The organism is Halobacteroides halobius DSM 5150 (assembly GCF_000328625.1).
GTDB classification, from domain to species: domain Bacteria; phylum Bacillota; class Halanaerobiia; order Halobacteroidales; family Halobacteroidaceae; genus Halobacteroides; species Halobacteroides halobius.
In genome coordinates, this window is sequence record NC_019978.1 from 58941 (window position 1) to 81110 (window position 22170).

Genomic DNA, 22170 nt, shown 5'->3' on the forward strand with positions numbered 1-22170 from the left:
AGAGAATAAGATGTCTTTTAGTGAAGTATTAGGACAGGATTTAGCAGTTTCTATTTTAAAAAATTCCCTTCAACAAGGTAGATTAAGTCATGCTTATTTATTTACAGGAGTTGAAGGGGTAGGAAAGGATACAACAGCTTTTGAATTTGCTAAAGCAATAAATTGCAAGGGCCAAGCTAATGATGCATGTGATAGTTGTATTTCTTGTCGCAAGGCGGCAAGTGGCAATCACCCTGATATCAAGGTCTTAAAACCGGATGGTAGTTCAATTAAAATAGATCAGATGAGATCTTTCCAACAGGAAATTTTATATAAACCATATGAGAGTGAGAAAAAAGTTTATATTATTCATCAAACTGAAAAGATGACTCCGGAAGCAGCTAATAGTCTTTTAAAAACGTTAGAAGAACCACCTGAACATGGAATTATTATACTATTAACAAATAATATAAATCAGTTATTACCAACCGTTATTTCTCGTTGTCAATTAGTGCGTTTTAATAGAGTTTCTAATCATTTAATAAAAAAAAGATTAAGTGAAAATTATAAATTATCGGAGCAAGAAGAAGAATTAATTACTTCTTTAGCTACTGGAAAGATAAAAGAAGCGATTGCTTTAGTAGAAGAGAAAGAAAAATTAAAGAAGCGGGAGGACATTATTAAATTAATCCTTTCTTTTAAAGATTTAGATTGCTTACAAGTATTTAGGATAGTAGAAAAGTTAACTGAATATAAAGACCAAATAGACCAGATTCTACATATGGTTTTAGTTTGGTATCGTGATTTATTATTACTTAAGTTAAAAAAGGAAGAACAGGTTATTAATATTGATTATATGGAAGAATTAAAAGAAGAAGTAGCTATAACTAGTGTAGAGCAAGCAGAAAAAATAATACAATTGGTCGAAGAAACAAAGAATAAGATTAGGACAGTTAATGTTAATCTACAACTAACTTTAGAAGTGATGTTACTAAAGTTAAATCGTCTCAGGAGGTGAAGTCATTAATGGAAGTAATTGGAGTAGAATTCAAAGAAGCAGGTAAAATATACTATTATAAAATGACTAATGATGAATTTAGTGTAGGAGATAAGGTAGTCGCTGAAACTATTCGAGGAATTGAGATTGGGGAAGTTGTTAACCCTTCTAAGATAGTTGATCCAGATAATTTCGGTCATCCTATAGAGTCAATTAAACGGAAAGCTACTTTAAGAGATTTAAAAAGGGCTGAGGAGAATGAAAAGGAAGCTAAGGAAGCTTTTGAGATTTGCTTAGATAAAATTGAGGAACATAATTTACCGATGAGGTTAGTTGATTCGGAGTATACCCTAGATCGAGGTAAGCTTTTATTTTATTTCACTGCTGATGATAGGGTTGATTTTAGGGAACTGGTTAAGGATTTAGCTAGCATTTTTAAGACAAGAATTGAATTAAGACAAATTGGAGTTAGAGATGAAGCTAAAATGCGGGGTGGACTTGGCCCGTGTGGTAGAGTGCTTTGTTGCTCTAAATTTTTAAGGGATTTTGATCCAATTTCAATTAAAATGGCTAAAGAACAGGACTTATCTTTAAACCCCAATAAAATATCTGGAATTTGCGGTCGTTTAATGTGTTGTCTAAAATATGAAACAAATAGTTATAAACAAATTAAAAACGAATTACCTAATGTAGGAGAAAAAGTAGAGACTAACTTTGGTACAGGTAATGTAGAAGATATAAATGTTATTAAGAAAACCCTAAAGGTTGATTTAGGTGATGATGAGAAAATAGAAATAGATTTTGAAGATATAGAATCATGATGTCAAGCTGAATATTAGGGGGTGAAAAGGTGGAAGAGATCATTGGTTTGTTGGCCCATTTTCAAGAACAATTACAGGTTTTAAATGATGACTTTCAAAAAGTAAAAAATACAGTTTATGATATGTATAAAGAAAATGAAAGTTTACGAGAAGAAAATGAAAATTTAAAAAGATTATTATTTGAAAAAGAAGAGGCACAAGAAGAAGGAGTAGATAAAGAAGAAGGTCAACATAACTTATCTCGTTTATATCAGGAAGGTTTTCATGTTTGCCATCTTAACTTTGGAGAGCAACGGGAGGGTAGCTGCCTATTTTGTGCTGGAATGTTAGATGATGAAGAAAATCCTAATCAAATAAAGGAGAATACTAGTGGCTAACCAAGATTTAAAACCTGGAGAACGATTAGATAAATTATTAATTGATGATTTAGAGCTAATTCAAGATCCTAAACATTTTTGTTTTTCATTAGATGCTGTTTTATTAGCTAATTTTGTAAATCCTAAAAAGAAAGACCGAGTTTTGGATTTAGGGACAGGAACTGGAGTAATTCCTCATTTAACTCAGGCTAAATATGATTTACAAGAAGTTTGGGGGATTGATATTCAACAAGAAGTGATTGATATGGCTCAGCGTAGTGCTAAGTATAATAAATTAGAAGATAAATTAAATTTTACTGAAATTGATTTAAAAGAGGCTCTTGAATTTTTTGGTTCAGAAAGTTTTGATTATATTATTAGTAACCCTCCTTATATGAAAGTAGGAAGTGGAAAGGTTAGCCCTAAAAAGGAAGTTGCAATTGCTCGTTATGAGTTAGAATGTAAATTAGAGGACATAGTTAAGGTTAGTAATCAATTGGTTAAGTATGGAGGGAAGGTTGCTTATATTCATAGAGCAAAGAGATTGGCTGAGTTGTTAGCCTTGATGAAAGATTATAATTTAACACCTAAAAGAATGAGACTGATTCATTCATCTAAAGACAGTAAAGCTAAATTGGTATTAGTAGAAGCAGTCAAAGGTGGAGGAAGTGGATTAGAAATAAAAGATCCAGTAATTGTTTATAATAAAAAAGGTAATTATACTACAGAAATAGAAAACATGTATCATCCAGAAAGGGATTAAAATGGCTCACTATATTTATATATTAGAATGCGCGGATAATACTTTATATACTGGTTATACTACAAATGTTAAGAGGAGATTAAAGGAACATAATAAAGGTCAAGGAGCTAAATATACTAGAGGTCGAACTCCAGTAAAGTTATGTTATACTGAAGAATATCTAACTAGAAGTGAAGCCCAAAAAAGAGAGTATGCTATAAAACAATTAAAGCGGCAAGAGAAGTTAGATTTAATTAAGGAGGACGGCAATGACTAAAGGGACATTGTATATATGTGGTACACCAATTGGTAATTTAAAAGATATTACTTTAAGAGCATTAGATATATTAAAAGAAGTTGATTTAATTGCTGCTGAAGATACTCGTAGGACAAGCAAGTTACTTAATTATTATGAAATTAAAACTAAGCTAACTAGTTATCATGAGCATAATGCTGATGATAAAAAGAAAGAACTATTAGCTAAATTGGAAACAAATAATGATATAGCTTTGGTTTCAGATGCTGGAATGCCAGGAATTTCAGATCCAGGTTATAAGCTAGTTAAATTATTAAGAAATGAAGGGATTGAAATTAGAGTAGTCCCCGGGCCAACGGCTATGACTAGTGCTATAGTTAGTTCAGGGTTGCCTACAAATAAATTTAGTTTTGAAGGTTTTTTACCTCGGAAGAAGAGTGAACGGCAAAAATATTTACAGCAATTAAAATCAGAAGAACGAACTATGATCTACTATGAAGCTCCTCATCGTTTAGTTAAAACATTAAAGGATATATTAGATGTTTTAGGTAATCGTAAGATAGCAGTTTGTCGTGAGTTGACAAAGAAATTTGAAGAAGTACTTACAGAGCGAGTTAGCGATTTATTAGATTACTTTAAAAATAATAAACCTCAAGGAGAAATTGTTTTAGTAGTAGAAGGGGGAAATAACGATAAATCTACAGATGAGTGGAAAAGTTTATCCATTTTAGAGCATGTTAAGCAAGAAATGAAAACAGGATTAACTAAGAAAGAAGCAATCAAGGAAGTAGCTAAACTAAGGGAGTTGCCTAAAAGTGAAGTTTATCAAATAGCAACTAAAATTAGAGTTAATAAATAAAAGAGAGTGCATGATGCACTCTCTTTTATAACTGATATCTGTTATTAAGCAGAAACAGAATCAGCCATATCTTCTAAACAGTCCGGACAGATATTCTTCCCTTTAAAGTTTTGAATATTTCCAGCGTTACCACAGAAGATACATGCAGGTTGATATTTTTTAAGGATAATCTTTTCCTCATCGACATAAATCTCCAAAGAATCCTTATTCTCAATATTTAAAGTCCTTCTTAATTCTACAGGAATAACAACTCTACCTAGCTCGTCCACCTTACGTACAATACCAGTTGATTTCATATTTATTTCCTCCTTATAAGATTGTAAAATAATATGTTTTTTGGGTTCATATTCCAGGTTTCGACATTTATTACATTTAAATAATAACACGTATTCCAACAAAAGTCAATAGAATGAATAAATTTTATAAAAATATTTTTTTCGACAAATTCCATACTAGATTATACCATTATTTTCTTTTTTAGTCAATAATAAATTATCTTTTACATAACAAGGGAAACAATAATTTAAAGCAAAAGATATAAGTAGAGTATTGTAAATTGAATTTATCAAATAAGGAGTTGATAAAGTGCGTGAATTAAGCTCTGGATTAAAGTCATCATTAGAAAAATTTAATGATAAATTGCAACAAAAATATCAAAATAAATCAAATTTAACTGACCAACAATTAAAAAAGTTAATTATTCAGCACCTTGGTGACTTTAAACTGATAGAAGAATTAGCTGGTAAAGAACTTAAAGAGTGGACAAAAAACGGGCCAATTGTAGGGGTAGATGGTTCAGTCAATACTACAGGTAAGGTCTATCCTCACTATCTTACTTTATTGCAAGCATTAGCTAAAAGTACAACTGAGAAAGAAGTTATTAGACATGAAATTTTTAGTCCGCTAAGTGAAAAAGATAAAGAAAAGATCTTTAGAAAGTTAAGTAAAGAAGGATTAGATAATGCTCAAGAAGCAGCAGGAAAGATTAAAACATCTTTATTAGCTGCTTTGGAGGTAAAAGTAGCTTACGAGAGTATTAAACAATGTAATCCACAATTAATTATGATGGATGGTTCGTTGATTAGATATTATTATCAAGCAGAAGAGTTATGGAAGGAGCTAGTTGATTTAGCATTAGCAGAAGATGTGTTATTAGTAGGGGTTATAGAAGAAATTGCAACTCATCAAATAAGTAAAAAATTAAAGGAGCAATTACCAGTTCAGATGAAAGAGATGTATGATAGAGAACTATTATTTGGTTTGCTAAAGAAAGGTGAGATGTTACAGTTTAAGCCAGGAATTGATTTTAAGCCAGGTTTGGAGACTGTATTTTTAAGAAGTTCTAGTGGACCAGGAGTAATAGGCGTAGATATCTTAAAACAACAGGCAAATAAATTAGAATTTATAAATCAAGTGATTTATTCTTTGACCCCTAAAGAAGGTAGAGGAATCCCTATATGGCTGGATATGGTTGATGAAGAAGTAAGGATTACTAATAAAATGATGGAGTTGTTATTAAATAATTATTTGGATCCGGCTTTAAAGGAAAGACTATTTCATTCCAAGCGTAAGGATAGGATTTATTAATTATTTGTAATCAAGCAATAGTGATATTAAGAGCAATTGACAATGGACAATGAACAATTTACAATTAAACTTCAAAATCGTATAAACCCTTGATTTAGAAAGGTTTTAATGGGTTCTAATTGTCAATTGTTAATTGTAAATTAAAAGTGAAGCTTTATATCAATTAAGTTTTAGTTTCTAAACTAACCTAACTTATAAGGAGCTATGAAACAGCTTATAAAATCCTAACTAATGCTATTTAAAGTTAGGTAAAACTGTTTCGTTGCTTTCAAGGTTAAGGGAGTGTAGAGGATAGAAATATCCTTAGCACAATGCTCTATGTTATTTGGTCAAAGAGTCTTTTAACTCTACAAGGCTTATTATCACACCCTCGGATGTATCCTATCAGTCTTAGGTCGCAGGCAGAGCCTTGCTCTGTAAACTGCTCTGTGGTGTCAAGGAAGAACGCTTACCTAAGTTCTTATAGAATACCTAACACCAAAGACACTTTAAGCCCCATTTGACATTGCCTATAGCAGGGTATTTACATACCCTAGCTATTGACTACATCTGGGAACTATAACCAATGGTTATGTTCGCCAATGTACTTTAAGAGCAAGAATCTATATGATTCTGCGACAAAGAAGGGAAGTTCCCATTATGGAGGTGGCAGAGATGCCAAACAAATATGCTTTTGTATTAGATAGTAAGGGCAAGCTACTTGATCCTACTAAAAGTAAAAAAGCATGGTATTTAATTAGAAAGGGTAAAGCTAGTTTAGTAGAAGAATATCCACTTATTATTAAGCTAAAAAGAGAAGTACCTAAAGACCAAGTTAATAGTGATAAGCTAATTTTAGGAATTGATGATGGTACTAAAAAGGTAGGGTTTGCTTTAGTACAGAAGTGTCAAACTAAAAATAAAGTTCTATTTAAAGCAGTAATGGAGCAACGTCAAGATGTATCTAAAAAGATGGAAGAACGTAGAGGTTATCGTAGGTATAGACGTTCTCATAAGAGATATAGACCTGCTAGATTTGATAATCGTTCCTCTAGCAAGAGAAAAGGTCGAATACCACCTAGCATACTCCAAAAGAAACAAGCTATTTTAAGAGTAGTAAATAAATTAAAGAAGTACATTAGAATAGATAAGATAGTTTTAGAAGATGTATCAATTGATATTCGTAAATTAACAGAAGGTAGAGAACTTTATAATTGGGAGTATCAAGAGTCTAATCGACTTGATGAAAATTTAAGAAAAGCTACGCTATATCGTGATGATTGTACTTGTCAATTATGCGGTACTACTGAAACTATGCTACACGCCCACCACATCATGCCTAGACGAGATGGTGGAGCAGATAGTATATATAATCTAATTACCTTATGTAAAGCTTGTCATAAAGATAAAGTAGATAATAATGAGTATCAGTATAAAGACCAATTTTTAGCTATTATTGACAGTAAAGAACTATCTGACTTAAAATCAGCAAGTCATGTTATGCAAGGTAAGACTTGGTTAAGAGATAAATTATCTAAAATAGCTCAACTAGAAATTACATCAGGTGGTAATACTGCTAATAAACGGATTGACTATGAGATAGAAAAAAGTCATAGTAATGATGCTATTTGTACTACTGGACTATTACCTGTTGATAATATTGATGATATTAAAGAGTATTATATTAAACCTCTTAGAAAGAAGTCTAAGGCTAAAATTAAAGAATTAAAATGTTTTAGACAGCGAGATTTAGTTAAATATACTAAGAGAAATGGTGAAACTTATACAGGCTATATTACTTCATTAAGAATTAAGAATAATAAATATAATTCTAAAGTCTGTAATTTCTCAACTTTAAAAGGTAAGATTTTTCGAGGTTATGGATTTAGAAATTTAACTCTATTAAATAGACCTAAAGGTCTAATGATTGTTTAATAAGTATTTTTAAAAAGGGGGTGTATCTGTTTATAAACCTATAAGTAGTTTTAAATAGGTTTTTATAAGCAGGCAAAAAGATGCAAGTAGTAGGTTTAACTAATCAACAAGAAGTTTATGTAGCTTCTAAAGAACATAAATTTAGAATTAATGAAATGTTAAAGATAATGGATGGGACTTTAGATAATCCTTTAGGAGAGGTAATTGAAACCCAATCTTATAACCGTTATATTCCTTTATCAATTGATAATAGTTTTGTAGATCAAGGAGTAATTGATTCATTAGAAAGTATAGGGTATAATATAGCTGAAGACGAAATTAATATTGCTAAGGTCAGATTATTAGAGGAAGCACCTTATCCAATTCAAACTGGTTCAATTGTAGAGACACCAGAATTTAGTGAAGTAAAAGAACTATTGATTAAAGAAGAACCACAAGATGGTTTAGTTTTAGGAGTGATTAAAGGAACAGAAGAGTTAGCTACAGGAATGGATAATAATTTAGAGGGTATTGCACCATTGCTAGAAGGAGATGAGGTAGTAGAACAACAGGGTGTACCTTTTAACTTTAAGGTTAAGGCTATGCATCAGTATCCCCATGTAGGAATTATTGGTGGTTCAGGGTCAGGTAAATCATTTGGAATGAGGGTTATTTTAGAAGAAATGATGAAGTTAGAGATTCCAACTATTGTATTTGACCCCCATTTTGAGATGGATTTTAGTAATCCATTTCCGGGATTAGATAATAAAGATCAAAGTGAATTTGATAGTAAATTTGTCCAATATCAAATTGGTTATGATGTAGGAGTTAACTTTGAGGATCTATCAACCAAAGATCTATTAGATCTATTGGCTGCAGCTGATAGTTTAACTAACTCAATGGTTAATGCTGTACAAAAGTTACACCAAAAGAATGATAGCTTACTTAGTTTTAAAGGCAGGTTAGATGATTTAAAAACAGCCCAAGAGATAGGTAAGAAAAGAATTGAACGTGATTTAAAGAATGGAGCAGTAAGTGGAATAAAAAAGCAAGAGTATGAGGCCTACCAAGAATTATTGGATGCCTATGGAGATTTGCCTGCTAGTTCAGTTAATGGTTTAAGCTGGAGGTTAGGGCGTTTAGAGAGAGAAGGATTGTTTAGTCAAAGTATTGATCAGATTGAAGCAGCAATTCGAGGTAGAAAATTGGTTGTAATTCAAGGGCCAATCTGGCTACTACAGGTTTTTGCTACTTATGTACTAGGAACTTTATATCGTAAACGTCGTGATTATAAGGATGCTCAGTATAGACAACAAACGGCTGATTATTTTCCACCTTTTGTAATAGCAACAGATGAAGCTCATAACTTTGCTCCTAAAGGACAAGATGCTCCAGCCAATAAGATTATTAAGGAGATATCCCAAGAAGGTAGAAAGTATGGAACTTTCTTGATTTTAGCAACACAAAGACCCACTTTGTTAAATGAAACTGTTACAGCACAGTTAAATACAAAGTTTGTCTTTAGAACAGTTAGAGCTACAGATATTGAGACGATTAAGCAAGAAACTGATTTGACAGCTGAGGAAGCAAAAAGGCTACCTTATTTACGTTCAGGAGATACTTTTGTTTCTTCTGCAATTTTTGGAAGGACATTATCAGTTAGGATTAGAGTTGCTAAGACAACAAGTCCTCATACCGAAAATCCTTTTGATGAGTTAGAAGCTAAAACTAAAGAAAAAGATGATGAGTTATATCAAGCAATTTTTAATAGTTTACCAATTGATAGTATCAATATTTTATCTAAATTAGAAGAGATTAATGAACAACTACCTACTACTCTTGATCGGGAAAATTTATTAGAGCAGTTGGATAAATTAGCTGAGAAAGGAAGAGTTGAGAAAAAAGCTTCTCCTTTAGGGGATCAAATTTATCAAAGAGCTTGTGAATAAATTCGAGAATAAAGAGGACTTTCAGTACTATTGTTGAATATCTTATGTTTGTAGGGAGGAATATTTATGAAAGAAAAAATAAAAAACTTGTTTAAATTTTCATTTAGTCTAAAGTTTAAGTTTGTGTTGGCTGTGGTCTTTTCTTTATTGGTTGGCCCGATTGTTGCTAAATATCTAAATGGTCTAGTACAAAAGCATATTTATACTGGTTATTTATCTGGATATTTATCAAATGTTATTAATGTAATAGTTGTCACTGGAGTTATTTTGTTTTTAACTAGACGACTAATTATTGCTCCAGTAGAAGAAGTAATAGATATAATTGAAGGATTAGCTAAAGGGGATCTAGATAGGGAGACTATTACTGTAAGTCGAAATGATGAAATTGGTTTATTACAAACTGAAGTAAATAATATGATCAAGAATATGAATGATATGTTAGAAAAAATTGATCAAACTACTCAACAAGTAGAAAAGGTTAGCTCTGATTTGGCCGTTGCTTCTGAAGAAAGTGGTCAGATGGCTACTCAAGCTGCAAGTGCTATCCAACAAGTAGCAAGTGGTTCAGAAAATCATGTTAAATTAATTAATGATTTAAAGAAGGAAGTACAAGAAGTTAATGGTGATCGTGATCAAACAGATTTAACTTCAGTTAAGGATATTTCAGAGGCTGCTAAAGAAGGGACAGAGTTAGTTGATGAGGCTGTAGATACAATGCAACAAGTTAATCAACGGATTAATCAATCAGCGGATACAGTAGAACGTTTAAATGATTTTACTACAGAGATTAGTCAGTTTGTTGATGTAATTACTAATATAGCTGAACAGACTAATCTATTAGCACTCAATGCTAGCATTGAGGCAGCTAGGGCTGGAGAGCATGGACAAGGCTTTGCTGTGGTAGCAGAAGAGATTAGAGAGTTAGCTGTAGAATCTAATGGTGCCGCTGATGATATTGTAGGATTAATTAATCGTATGCGACAACAATCAAAGAATACTGTAGAAGAAATGAAAGTAGGAAGAGAACAAGCAAATATTGGATTAAAAATTATAAATCAGGCTGATGAGATGTTTATGAGTATTAGAAATAGAGTTGATAAGTTAGATTCAGTTCTAGATAAGCTTGCTTCTTCTACAGAAGAAATGGCCAGTTTTACTGAAGAAGTCTCAGCCTCTGCTCAGGAAGTAGCTAGTGTTAGTGAAGAGCAGTCAGCTGAAGCTCAACAGACTGCAGCTATAGCAGACCAATTAGAGATAATAGTAGATGATCTGCATAAACTAGTTGTAAAGGATATAGATTTATATCAGGAGTAGCTTCTTGACAAAATAGTTATTCTTTTGTATATTTTTAAGTATAGTTTATATAATAGATAATGAGATAATTTTAATATAGGATTAAATGCTTTGCAAGGAAGAGTAAATATTTAAACTAGCTACAGAGAACTAGGAGGAGCTGAGAACCTAGGTTAGTAAGAATATTGAAGATGGTCCTTAAGCTATATAGTTGAACTAGTAGTAGACTATATCGGTTAGCTATCGTTAATAGCCTCAAAGTAGTCATCTAACGAGATGATAAATAGGGTGGTACCGCGACCTCTCGCCCCTAGCAGGGTGAGGGGATTTTTTAATTATAAAACTAGGGGGGTTAATAATGAGTAAAGATACTTTTTATGTTACAACACCGATTTATTATCCAAATGATAAGCTGCATATAGGACATACATATACAACTACTGCAGCAGATACAATTATTAAGTTTAAAGAATTACAAGGCTATGAAACTGAGTTTATTACTGGATCAGATGAGCATGGTCAGAAATTACAACAAGCAGCTCAAGAACATGGCATGGAGCCTCTAGAGTATATTGATGGCATTGTTACGAGTTTTAAAGATCTTTGGGCCAAGCTTAAAGTTGATTATACTGAATTTGTGCGAACTACTACTCCAGAACATAAAGAGGATGTTCAATATATCTTTAAAAAACTTTATGATAAAGGCGATATCTATAAGGATAAGTACGAGGGATATTATTGTACTCCTTGTGAGACTTTTTGGAAAGAACGAGAGTTAAATGAAAATGATAACTGCCCAGATTGTGATCGAGATGTAGAGTGGATGGAAGAAGAGAGCTACTTTTTTAAAATGTCCAAGTATGAGGATCAGCTACTAGACTTTCTAGATTCTAATCCTGACTTTATTCAGCCAAGTAAACGGCGTAGTGAAATGATTAATTTTATTAAAGATGGGCTAGAAGATTTATGTGTTTCACGAGCTAGTTTTGATTGGGGGGTTCCAGTACCTGTTGATGATGAGCATGTTATTTATGTTTGGTTTGATGCTTTAATTAGTTATCTAACAGGGATTGATTTTCAGCGTAATCAAGATAAATTCAATGATTATTGGCCTGCTGATATTCATATTGTAGGTAAGGATATCTTACGTTTCCATACAATCATTTGGCCCTCTATTTTAATGGCAGCTGATATGCCACTACCTAAGCAGGTATTTGGACATGGTTTCTTACTTGTTGAAGGTGGTAAGATGTCTAAGTCTAAAGGAAATGTGATTGATCCTGTTAAGCTAATTGATGACTTTGGTGTTGATGCCGTTAGATATTATCTATTACGAGAGATTGCTTTTGGTACAGATGGTTCTTATTCAACAGAGTCTTTTATCCAACGAATTAACTCTGATTTAGCTAATGATTTAGGCAATTTATTAAATAGAACAGTAGCTATGGTAGAGAAGTATTTTGATGGTCAAATTCCAGTTGGTAAAGTAGAGACAGATTATGATGCAGATTTAGAGAGTGTAGCCCAAGATGCTTTTGCTAGGATTGAAGAAAACCTGGAACAATTACAGTTTAGTACAGCTTTAGAAGAGTTGTGGAGATTGATTAGAAGAACTAATAAGTATATTGATCAGACCAAACCTTGGGTTTTAGCTAAGGATGATAGCAAACGTGATAAATTAGGAAGAGTACTATACAACCTAATGGATAATTTAAGAAGAATTGCTATCTCACTAGTACCATTCTTACCAGAAGCTCCAGCTAAGATGTGGAAACAGATTGGAATTAAAGAAGATTTAGCAGATCAAACGTGGGAAGATGTTAAGACAAAAGGTGGACTAGAAGCTGGACTAGAAATTAATAAAGGAGCACCAATCTTTCCCAGAATCGATATTGAAGAGTATTATGCTAATTTAGAGGCAGAAGATACAAAAGCAGTAGCAGATAAGGAGGAAGAAGAAATGACAGAACAAGATTATATTAGTTTTGATGAATTTGGTCAATTGGATTTAAGAGTTGCTGAAGTTCTAGAGGTAGAAAAGATAGAAGGTAGTGATAAGTTACTTAAGGTTCAAGTAGAGTTAGGAGCAGAAAAGAGACAATTAGTAGCGGGTATTTCTAAGCATTATCAACCGGATGAATTAACAGGCAAAAAGATAGTTATGATAGCTAATATGGAGCCAGCAACTATTTTTGGAGTTGAATCTAATGGAATGATTTTAGCGGCTTCTAATGATGAAGGAGATTTAACAGTAACTACTGTAGATCGAGATATTGCTAGTGGCGCTAAAGTAAAATAGGTGGTGGAAAAATGTTAATTGATACACATGCTCATCTTGATTTTCCTAGATTTGATAATGATCGAGATAAGGTAATTCTGGATGCTTATCGAGCAGGAATTAAGCAAGTTATTAATGTAGGAGCCGACATGAAATCAAGTCGTAATTCAGTGGAATTAGCTCAAGAATATAATTTTATTGTAGCTAGTGTAGGAGTTCATCCTCATGAGGCCAAAAGTTTTACAGACCAAGATTATCAAGAACTAAAAAATTTAGCTAGTCAAAATGAAGTAGTTGCTATTGGTGAGATGGGATTAGATTATCACTATGATAATTCGCCCCGACAGGAGCAACAAGAAGCATTTAGAAAACAATTACAGTTGGCCCAAGAGGTTGATCTACCAGTTATAATTCATAGTCGTGAAGCACAAGAAGATACACTCAAGATTCTAAAAGAAGAAGCAACTAATCTAGAAGGTGTATTACATTGTTTTGCTTACGATTTAGAAGTAGCCCGTGAAGTTATTGATTTAGGATTTTATGTGGCTTTAGGAGGCGTATTAACTTTCGGTAGTGCCAAAGATTTAAGAATGGTAGTGCCTAATTTATCTTTAGATAGAATACTAATAGAGACGGATGCGCCCTACTTAACACCTGAGCCACATCGTGGAGAACGAAATGAGCCTAAGTATGTTAAAGAAGTAGCTAAAAAGATAGCAAAATTAAAGAACACTAATCTAGAAGCAGTAGCTAAGCAAACTACTAAAAACGCAAAGAAATTATTTAAGTTAGACTAATAAAATTGTACTAATTGCTATTTAGCAATTAGTACTTTATTTTTATAGAACTGTGAATCTCTAAAGGAGGCGTTAAAGTGACTATTACTTATCAATTAGGCGATAAATTATATATCAATTTAACTAATCGTTGTAGTAATGACTGTAAATTTTGCGTCAGAAATTTTAAAGATGGAGTAGGAGGATATGACTTATGGCTTGAGGAAGAGCCTTCAGTTACAGAAGTAATAGCTGAATTTGATGATGTTAGTAAATATGGAGAGGTAGTATTTTGTGGCTATGGCGAGCCACTAACAAGAGTTGCTGCTGTAGTGGAGATTAGTCAGTACTTACAAGATAACTACCCTGATACTTTAGTAAGGGTTAATACCAATGGGCAAGCTAATTTAATTCATAGAGGGAATATCTTACCTAGGTTACAAGGAAAGATTGATATAATTTCAATTAGTTTAAATGCTTCTAATGCTACTAAATACCAAGAGATTTGTCAATCAGATTTTGGTGTAGAGTCTTTTACAGCAGTAGTTGATTTTATTAAGCAGGCCAAAAAGGTAATTCCTAAGGTAATTGTATCAGTCGTTAGTAGTTCTAATATTGATTTAGAAGCTTGCAGGGATTTAGCTTCTCAGTTAGAGGTAGAATTTAGAATTCGTTAGATTTTAAATTAATTTAAAAAAGAAGGAGGAATTTTCTCTAAAGCGTAGAATTAATATTATAACAGATGCAATCGTTTGCATTTATATTATAATTTAATAAGAATAGTCTTAAATTAGTTTAAAATGCAGATGATATATGTTATAATAAATTTAGTAAGAAATAAGTCAATAATAAAATTAGAGAATAAGTTAATAATTTTATAAGGGAAGTATTTTATTTTTTAATTGTGGAATCGCTTGCACTAAGTAACTTAAGGTAGTTTCCTCAATAATTTTATAATTACATAAGATGGGGAATTGAGTTGGTTATTATTTAGAATTTAAAAATTTGAGGGGGGACTATCAATGAAAAAAAGATTTAGTGTTGTATTGATTGCTATTCTAGCTTTATCTTTAGTCGTAGTCGGGTGTGGCTCCAATAAGGAAGCAGCACCTAAAAAGGACACAGAAGAAAAAGCAGTTGCTTTAGATAAAAGAGAATTATCTAAGCAAGTGACTATTAAGTTTTGGGAGAAAGAATCAGTAAAATTTGATAAAAAGACAATGACGCCTTTAATCAAGAAGTTTGAAAAGAAATATCCTAATATTAATGTTGATCGAACTCATATGGGGATTGAGGATTTAAGAAAGAATACTCAAACTGCTTATATGGGTGGTAAGGGTCCAGATGTAGTATGGAGTCCTTTTGATCACATTGGCCCATTTTCTGCAATGGGAATTGCGCAACCATTAGATAAGTTAATGAGTGATGAGCTAAAGAATCGTTATATTGATTCTGCACTACCAGGTATGAGCTTAAAAGGTAATGTTTATGGTGTGCCAGTTACTATGGGTAATCACTTAATGTTATATTATAACAAAGATTTAGTTAACCAAGTGCCTAAGACTTGGGAAGAATTAATTAAAATAGCTAAAAAAGCAACTAAGGATACAACTGGTGACGGGAAAACTGATCAGTATGGCTTAGTATATAATTCAGCTGAACCATTCTGGTGGGTTGTATTTCACGGTGGTTTTGGAGGTTGGGTCTTTGATAAAGAATATAATCCAACTTTAGATACCAAAGCAACTAAGCAAGCTATGCAATTTGTACATGACTTAGAATTTGAACACAAGATTATTCCTAAAGAGTGTGGATATAATGTAGCTGATAGTCTATTTAAAAAAGGAAAAGCTGCTTTTATTATTAATGGAGTGTGGGCTCTAAATGGTTATACCGAAAGTGAAAAGATTGATGCTGGCGTAGCTGTCTTACCTAAGTTTGAGGCAACAGGTAAGTATGCTCAGCCAATGACTAGTGGAGCTGGCTTAATTATGATGTCTGGTTTACCAGAGGCTAAACAGATTGCTGTTATGAAATTCATTAAGTTCATGACTAGTCAAGAAGCTCAGAAGACAATTGTTAAGCATCATAAACGATTACCAAGTAATAAGGTAGTTTATGATTTACCAGTTATTAAAAATAATCCAGTAATGAAAGTATCTGGAGAGCAGTTAAGAAAAGGTAGAGCTATGCCTGTAGTTCCAGAGATGAGAGCTGTTTGGGATGCTATTCGACCAGCTTTACAAAGTGTAATGAGTGGAGATTTAGCACCAGCTAAGGCACCAGCTAAGATTCAAGAAACTGCTGAAAAGAAAATTAAACAGATGAAATAGTAAAGTAATAAAAGATGGGGAATATGCCCCATCTTTTTATTAAGATAGTAAAGGGGGAGTTTGGATGAGTGCTGAAGTTCAGAAGCAAGATAATGGTATTTTAAATTTTTCCTTAAGTGAATTTTGGGAAAAGAATAGATTTGCTTATTTAATGTTACTACCAGCCTTTATTGGAGTATTCTTTGTTATTATTTATCCTTTCTTTTATAATTTAAAGTTAGCATTTTCAGATTTAAATATGTATAGTATGCGAGCATTTATTAAGAATGGTACTTTAAATTATATCGGATTTAAGAACTTTGTTGAAGTTGTAACTACTAGTGATTTTTGGACTGTATTTGGAAGAACAATAGTTTGGACAGTAGTCAATGTTGCTTGCCACGTTGGATTTGGGATTCTTCTTGCTATTTTATTAGATAGAGATATGAAGTTAAAAGGAATTTATCGGACTTTATTAGTTATTCCTTGGGCTATTCCCCAATATATTGTAATTTTAGTCTGGAAGGGTATGTTTAATTATCGGTTTGGTGCTATTAACTTAATGTTAAATAAGTTAGGTTTTGAGTCTATTGCTTGGTTAAGTGATCCTACAACTGGATTTTTAGCTGCAATTATAGTTAATGTTTGGCTAGGAATTCCTTTTATGATGATGATTGCTTTAGGTGGATTACAAAGTATTGATCCTAACTATTATGAAGCAGCAGAGATTGATGGAGCTAGCAATTGGCAACAGGTAAAGAATGTTACACTGCCGCTGCTAAAGCCTGTTATGATTCCAGCAGTTATCTTAGGGGTTGTCTGGACATTTAAGAATTTAAAAGTAATCTTTATGTTAACAGCAGGAACTTTAACAGGAAAAATTGATATTTTAGTAACTTATGTTTATAAAGCAGCCTTCACTTATTACCGTTATGGGTATGCTGCAGCATTTTCATTTGTGATTTTCTTGATCTTATTAATCTGGAGTATAATCTTTATTGAACATCTTAGAGAAGAGTAGGGGGGATTTAAAATGTCAGTTAAAAAAGATAGTAAACTAAAGAGATTTATTATTCATTTTATATTATTAGTTTCAGTAGCACTTGCTCTTTATCCAGCTCTACGAGTATTTGGAATTTCTCTGCGGCCTACTAGTGCACTTCATACCAGTAGTATCGGGATTATTCCTGACAATCCAACTCTAGAGGCTTACAAAACTATATTATTTGAAAAGCCATTTTTAACTTGGTTAAAGAACAGTTTATTGGTTACAGTATTTACAGTAATTATTGGAGTAAGCTTAGCTACTACTGCAGGTTATGCTTTTTCTCGTAAAAAGTTTACTGGACGAAAAGCAGGGTTAACTTTCTTTTTAGTTACTCAAATGTTTCCAGCTACGATGTTAATTTTACCGATGTATCTATTATTAGCTCAATTTGGGTTAACTTCTCAAGAAATAATTATTCCTTTTATTGGTCTGTCTAAAGTTCATCTAGCTTTAATAATTATGTATTCTACTACTGCTTTACCACTTTGTGTTTGGCAGATGAAAGGTTATTATGATACAATTCCGGGTAGTTTGGAGGAAGCTGCTTTAGTTGATGGTTTAAATCAATTCCAGGCTTTTTATAAGATTATTTTACCGTTAGCTAAGCCAGCTTTAGTAATTACTGCTTTATTCTCTTTTATGACAGCTTGGAATGAATTTATGGTAGCTCGAATTTTAATGACGGATAGTAATTTATATACTCTACCAGTAGGTCTGAGAAATTTAGCATCTCAGTTTAATACCCAATGGGCCAACTTTGCTGCTGCGTCAGTATTGATTATGGTCCCAGTAATGGCGGTTTTTCTCATATTATCCCGCTATTTAGTTGGTGGATTAACATTAGGAGGAGTAAAAGGATAATCGATAATCAAGTCATAGGCTTTTGGTCTATGGCTTTTTTCTTTGTTTAGTTATTGATTTAGTTAGTTTATTCAATTATAGTAATTAAAGAAAGTACTCTTAAAAGTAAAATAATTTTTAATAAATAATGGGAAGGAAGATAGTTATGCCAACAATCAAGGATGTGGCAAAGAAAGCAGGTGTTTCTCCTTCAACAGTTTCTAGGGTAGTTAATAATCACCCACGGATTAGTCAAGAAACCAGAGAGGAAGTTTTGCAGGCAATGGATGAAATAGGCTATCATCCTAATGTTATTGCTCAAAATTTAGTTAATCAAACGACCAATACATTAGGGTTAGTAATGGCCCCTTCTACTGAGGAAGCTTTTGCAGACCCTTTTTATGCCGAAGTCTTACGAGGAATTGGTTCGATGGCTCAAAAAAATGGTTACAGTTTATTATTAATTACCGGTGATGAAGAGGGAGGAGAGTTAGAGGCTACCTTAAGAGCAGTTAGAGGAAAGCAGGTGGATGGTCTATTGTTATTAAGGGCCAAAAAAAGTGATAAGTTAACTGATAAATTAAACGAGATGAACTTTCCTTTTGTAGTAGTAGGAAGACCTGAAGAAGAAGATAAAAATTATTGGGTTAATAATGATAATGTACAGTCTAGTAAGGAGTTAGTTGAATATTTAATCAATTTAGGGCATAATAAAATAGGAGCATTTATTGGTAGTGAAGAATATATAGTTGATCAGGATCGATTAAAAGGATATAAATTAGCTCTTAAGTCCCACGGGATTGATTATAATCAAGATTATATAGTACAAATCGAAAGTGGTAAACAAGAAAAAGCTTATCGATTTACTAAAGATCTACTCAATTCTTATCCTGAACTGACTGCTTTATATGGTATTGATGATCGGATAGCTTATGGAGCAATCAAAGCAGTTAAGGAGTTAGGCTTTAAAATTCCTGAAGATATAGCTATAGTTGGGTTTAATAATAATCCTTTATCAGAATTAATTGAACCTGCTTTAACTACTGTTGATATTAACACTTATGAATTAGGAAGAAAGGCAACTAGTTTGTTAATTCAAGTAATTACAGAACAAGTAACTAGTTATTGTAATGATATAGTACCAACTGATTTAATTGTTAGAGAGTCTTGTGGTGGTAAGAATGATTAAAGAAGTTATTGTGGTAGAAGGTAGAGATGATGTAGATGCAGTTAAAAAAGCAGTTGATGCAGAATTAATTATTACAGGAGGTTTTTCTTTGGGAGAGGAAGTATTAGATAGGATTCGTTTAGCCCAGGAAAGAAAAGGAGTAATTATCTTTACTGACCCAGATCATGCAGGTGAATTAATTAGAAAAAGAATTAAACAAGAAGTATCAGGCTGTAAGGATGCTTATTTATCCCAAGCAGAAGCTATTGAAGCAGGAGATATTGGGATTGAGAATGCCCCTCCCCAAGTGATTAGAGAGGCTTTAAATAAGGCTCAAGTAGAGGATGAAACTAGACAGAAACAATTTGATAAACAAGACTTAGTTCAATTAGGTCTATTAGGTAATAAAAATGCCAAGAATAGGCGGGAACTAGTTGGTAAAAGGTTAGGTATTGGTTATGCAAATGGAAAGCAGTTTTTAAGTAGATTAAATAATTATGGGATTAGCCCACAAGAATTAGTAGAAGCTGTTGAACGAGAGATGGGAGGTAATAAAAATGGAGTTAGGTAGTCCAAGTCAGACAAAAGAAATTTTGCAAAAGTATAATCTAAATTTAAAAAAGAGTTTAGGACAGAACTTTTTAGTTGATGGTAATATTTTGAGAAATATTGTTGGAGTAGCTGATATCACTAAAGATGATACAGTGGTAGAGATTGGCCCGGGAATTGGTTCCTTAACTCAACAATTAGCTAAAGAAGCAGGAGAAGTAATAGCAGTTGAGTTAGATGATAGATTAATTCCTGTATTAGAAGATACTTTAGCTGAATATGATAATGTTAAAATTAAGCATGGTGATGCCTTAGAAGTTGATTTTGATCAGTTAGCAGGTAAAAATTATAAAGTAGTAGCTAATTTACCTTATTATATTACTACACCAATTGTTATGAGGTTGCTAGAAGAAGATTTTTCTGTTGATAAGATAGTAGTAATGGTGCAAAAGGAAGTAGCAGAAAGGATGGTAGCTAGCCCAGAAGATGGAAAAGATTATGGGGTTTTATCTATTGGAGTCCAGTATCATACGGCAGCTAATATAGCCTTCAATGTTCCTTCAAGTGTTTTTATTCCTCAGCCTAGAGTTGATTCGGCAGTAGTATCACTTACAGTTAGAGAAGAATCTAGAGCAGAGGTATTAGATGAAAAATTCTTCTTTAAAGTAGTAAGAGCTTCTTTTCAGCAACGAAGAAAGACAATTAGAAATGCTTTAAGTAAAGCAGCTAATATTGATTTGAGTCGTGACTTAGTAGATGAAGCACTAGAGAGAGTAGGGATTGACTCGCGAAGAAGAGGAGAGAAATTAAATATAGAACAATTTGCTCAATTAAGTGATCTTTTATTTAAGTTAAAGTATAACTAAGTTAATTGCTATATGTAGAGTTTCCCCATTTTTTCAAAAATAATAAATTAGAACTTATTGATAATAAAATTGTGGATAACTTTTGGTAAAACAGATAGTAACTGCTCTAAAATAAAAAAAGGTGAAATGAACTCCTAAATTTGGTATAATTAGTTTGGCAACCAAAACCAAATAGGAGGTCATTTCACCATGATTAATTATACCAAACTTATCTATCAATTGAAACGAAAATTATCAACTTTTTCAGATAAAATCACTAAAAATTTATCAAAACCAAAATCTAAATTCATTTTTCAAATATTATATGGTCTATTAGAAAGTCAATCTATATTATTAAGTGAAATTTCTAGAGCTTTAAAAGAAGATATAACATTAAAAAAAGTAATTGATCGTTTATCTCGCAATTGTAAAAATTTTGATCAAAGATCAACAGTTATGAATAATTATATTAATTCAGTTAAAACATGCATTAACGAAAACACAATTTTTTGTTGTGATAAATCTGATATAGTTAAACCTGCAAGCAAAAAATTAGAAGCATTAGACCAAGTTCGTGATGGAAGCACTGGGAAAATTAACGATGGGTATTGATACTTTTGAAATGGATCATTAACAAAAGAACATGAGAATGCCGTTTTTGTATATTCTTCGGGTTTATTCTACTAAAGAAAAAGGATTCAAAAGTCAGAATATAGAGACTATCAAAGGTCTTGATTTTGTTAAATCACACTTTGGGAATCAAGGTATTTATGCCTTAGATCGTTGGTACGATAATAATCGTTTTTATAAATATTTTACAAAAAACAATGATGAATGTAATTTTGTTATTAGAGCTAAAAAACTAGAAATGTTATTTATAAAGGGCAAACAATGAATATATTAGATGTAGCAAAGTTTTACAAAGGTAAATATGTTGCTAATTTTAAAGATAAAAACAATAATCCCCAAAAAGCAAAGTATAGTTATGCTGAAATAAAACTTCCTGCTATGCCAGATAAAGATTTAACTATGGTTATAGTAAAAGGGCTTGGGCTAACCCCTATGATATTAATTAGTAATTTAGCTCCTGAATCAAAAAAACTTACTAAAACTATATTTGAAGCATACTTAAAAAGATGGAAAGTAGAAGAATACTTCGATTTAAAAAACAACAATTCAATTTAGAAAATATTAGAGTCAGATCTTTAAATAGTATTAGAACTATGGATTTGCTACTTAGTATTTTAATTGGTTTTATTGCTATGCTGTCAGAAAAGCGAAATAAAACTAAATTAAATATGTGGATAACTAAATTATCTGAAAGAATTTATGATATCCCCGAATTTGATTATTATGCAATAGCTACTGGAATTTATAATATTTTCAAGAAAACCCGAACAGGTATCCAAAGTTTTATTAATAAAAATATCAAATACCAACAATCACAACAATTAATGTTGTCTAAACTATTGCTATAATAGCAATGTTGGCTTGCTGGTATTATAATTTTGGGGAAACTCTATATTGCTATATATATTGACAGAGTAATATTTTTCTGGTATAATTAGATTTCTTGCAAAGAATTAAAAGGTGTGTTATAATGTAGTATGACTCCAATGATA

General features: G+C 32.1%; 24 protein-coding genes and 1 other annotated feature. Of the genes, 23 read left to right on the forward strand and 1 reads right to left on the reverse strand.

All coding sequences use genetic code 11. The annotated features are described in order from the left end of the window. Window positions 1–10 precede the first annotated feature (10 nt). From holB to rsmI, 6 genes are read left to right on the forward strand one after another with little or no spacing between them, the layout of a single operon-like run. Window positions 11–997 (forward strand): DNA polymerase III subunit delta', encoded by a 987-nt coding sequence (gene holB, locus HALHA_RS00305; protein ID WP_015325810.1) that lies wholly within the window; start codon window positions 11–13, stop codon window positions 995–997. 8 nt (window positions 998–1005) lie between these two features. Then, window positions 1006–1797, forward strand: a complete 792-nt coding sequence (locus HALHA_RS00310) for a PSP1 domain-containing protein (protein ID WP_015325811.1) — start codon at window positions 1006–1008, stop codon at window positions 1795–1797. Window positions 1798–1826: 29 nt separating this feature from the next. Further along, complete coding sequence (locus HALHA_RS00315; RefSeq protein WP_015325812.1) at window positions 1827–2174, forward strand: initiation-control protein YabA; 348 nt, start codon at window positions 1827–1829, stop codon at window positions 2172–2174. After that, on the forward strand, window positions 2167–2916 hold the full coding sequence (locus HALHA_RS00320) for a tRNA1(Val) (adenine(37)-N6)-methyltransferase (protein ID WP_015325813.1): 750 nt from the start codon (window positions 2167–2169) through the stop codon (window positions 2914–2916). The genes HALHA_RS00315 and HALHA_RS00320 overlap by 8 nt, the downstream gene beginning before the upstream one ends. Before the next feature lies 1 nt (window position 2917). After that, on the forward strand, window positions 2918–3172 hold the full coding sequence (locus tag HALHA_RS00325) for a GIY-YIG nuclease family protein (protein ID WP_015325814.1): 255 nt from the start codon (window positions 2918–2920) through the stop codon (window positions 3170–3172). Next, on the forward strand, window positions 3165–4010 hold the full coding sequence (gene rsmI, locus HALHA_RS00330; RefSeq protein WP_015325815.1) for a 16S rRNA (cytidine(1402)-2'-O)-methyltransferase: 846 nt from the start codon (window positions 3165–3167) through the stop codon (window positions 4008–4010). The genes HALHA_RS00325 and rsmI overlap by 8 nt, the downstream gene beginning before the upstream one ends. A 44-nt stretch (window positions 4011–4054) precedes the next feature. On the opposite strand, the gene HALHA_RS00335 is transcribed toward rsmI, so the two are convergent. Next, window positions 4055–4312 (reverse strand): AbrB/MazE/SpoVT family DNA-binding domain-containing protein, encoded by a 258-nt coding sequence (locus tag HALHA_RS00335; RefSeq protein WP_281098766.1) that lies wholly within the window; start codon window positions 4310–4312, stop codon window positions 4055–4057. A 283-nt stretch (window positions 4313–4595) separates the two neighbouring features. On the opposite strand from HALHA_RS00335, the gene HALHA_RS00340 reads away from it, so the two are divergent. From HALHA_RS00340 to HALHA_RS00420, 17 genes are all read left to right on the forward strand, one after another. Continuing rightward, window positions 4596–5597, forward strand: a complete 1002-nt coding sequence (locus tag HALHA_RS00340; RefSeq protein ID WP_015325817.1) for a DNA double-strand break repair nuclease NurA — start codon at window positions 4596–4598, stop codon at window positions 5595–5597. A gap of 654 nt (window positions 5598–6251) precedes the next feature. Further along, window positions 6252–7511 (forward strand): RNA-guided endonuclease IscB, encoded by a 1260-nt coding sequence (gene iscB, locus HALHA_RS00345; protein WP_015325818.1) that lies wholly within the window; start codon window positions 6252–6254, stop codon window positions 7509–7511. A gap of 80 nt (window positions 7512–7591) precedes the next feature. Further along, complete coding sequence (locus tag HALHA_RS00350) at window positions 7592–9439, forward strand: ATP-binding protein (protein WP_015325819.1); 1848 nt, start codon at window positions 7592–7594, stop codon at window positions 9437–9439. A gap of 66 nt (window positions 9440–9505) precedes the next feature. Further along, window positions 9506–10753, forward strand: a complete 1248-nt coding sequence (locus HALHA_RS00355; RefSeq protein ID WP_015325820.1) for a methyl-accepting chemotaxis protein — start codon at window positions 9506–9508, stop codon at window positions 10751–10753. Between the two features lie 81 nt (window positions 10754–10834). Further along, window positions 10835–11047, forward strand: a binding site (T-box leader). A 43-nt stretch (window positions 11048–11090) separates the two neighbouring features. After that, window positions 11091–13031, forward strand: coding sequence for a methionine--tRNA ligase (gene metG, locus HALHA_RS00360; protein WP_015325821.1), 1941 nt, complete (start codon window positions 11091–11093; stop codon window positions 13029–13031). Between the two features lie 11 nt (window positions 13032–13042). Next, a complete protein-coding gene (locus HALHA_RS00365; RefSeq protein ID WP_015325822.1) occupies window positions 13043–13807 on the forward strand; it encodes a TatD family hydrolase in 765 nt (254 codons plus the stop codon). Window positions 13808–13884: 77 nt separating this feature from the next. Beyond that, the gene (locus HALHA_RS00370; RefSeq protein ID WP_015325823.1) at window positions 13885–14463 is read left to right on the forward strand and encodes a TatD family nuclease-associated radical SAM protein; all 579 of its coding nucleotides are present in this window, start codon (window positions 13885–13887) and stop codon (window positions 14461–14463) included. 345 nt (window positions 14464–14808) lie between these two features. Beyond that, a complete protein-coding gene (locus HALHA_RS00375; RefSeq protein ID WP_015325824.1) occupies window positions 14809–16119 on the forward strand; it encodes an extracellular solute-binding protein in 1311 nt (436 codons plus the stop codon). Between the two features lie 64 nt (window positions 16120–16183). Beyond that, window positions 16184–17119 carry a carbohydrate ABC transporter permease gene (locus HALHA_RS00380; RefSeq protein ID WP_015325825.1) on the forward strand — a complete coding sequence of 312 codons (936 nt, stop codon included), beginning with the start codon at window positions 16184–16186 and terminating at the stop codon, window positions 17117–17119. 12 nt (window positions 17120–17131) lie between these two features. After that, window positions 17132–18007: a sugar ABC transporter permease gene (locus HALHA_RS00385; protein ID WP_015325826.1), complete on the forward strand. Its 876-nt coding sequence runs from the start codon at window positions 17132–17134 to the stop codon at window positions 18005–18007. 145 nt (window positions 18008–18152) lie between these two features. After that, a complete protein-coding gene (locus HALHA_RS00390; RefSeq protein WP_015325827.1) occupies window positions 18153–19175 on the forward strand; it encodes a LacI family DNA-binding transcriptional regulator in 1023 nt (340 codons plus the stop codon). After that, a complete protein-coding gene (rnmV, locus tag HALHA_RS00395; RefSeq protein WP_015325828.1) occupies window positions 19168–19725 on the forward strand; it encodes a ribonuclease M5 in 558 nt (185 codons plus the stop codon). Before HALHA_RS00390 ends, rnmV begins: the two co-directional genes overlap by 8 nt. Continuing rightward, on the forward strand, window positions 19712–20569 hold the full coding sequence (gene rsmA / locus HALHA_RS00400; RefSeq protein WP_015325829.1) for a 16S rRNA (adenine(1518)-N(6)/adenine(1519)-N(6))-dimethyltransferase RsmA: 858 nt from the start codon (window positions 19712–19714) through the stop codon (window positions 20567–20569). Before rnmV ends, rsmA begins: the two co-directional genes overlap by 14 nt. A gap of 189 nt (window positions 20570–20758) precedes the next feature. Further along, window positions 20759–21160: a hypothetical protein gene (locus HALHA_RS00405; RefSeq protein ID WP_041607575.1), complete on the forward strand. Its 402-nt coding sequence runs from the start codon at window positions 20759–20761 to the stop codon at window positions 21158–21160. Window positions 21161–21197: 37 nt separating this feature from the next. After that, entirely contained in the window at window positions 21198–21443 is a 246-nt protein-coding gene (locus HALHA_RS00410; protein WP_169314482.1) for a hypothetical protein, read from the forward strand. After that, a complete protein-coding gene (locus HALHA_RS00415; protein ID WP_041607579.1) occupies window positions 21440–21733 on the forward strand; it encodes a hypothetical protein in 294 nt (97 codons plus the stop codon). Before HALHA_RS00410 ends, HALHA_RS00415 begins: the two co-directional genes overlap by 4 nt. After that, complete coding sequence (locus tag HALHA_RS00420; RefSeq protein ID WP_156801193.1) at window positions 21685–22026, forward strand: hypothetical protein; 342 nt, start codon at window positions 21685–21687, stop codon at window positions 22024–22026. The genes HALHA_RS00415 and HALHA_RS00420 overlap by 49 nt, the downstream gene beginning before the upstream one ends. Window positions 22027–22170 lie beyond the last annotated feature (144 nt).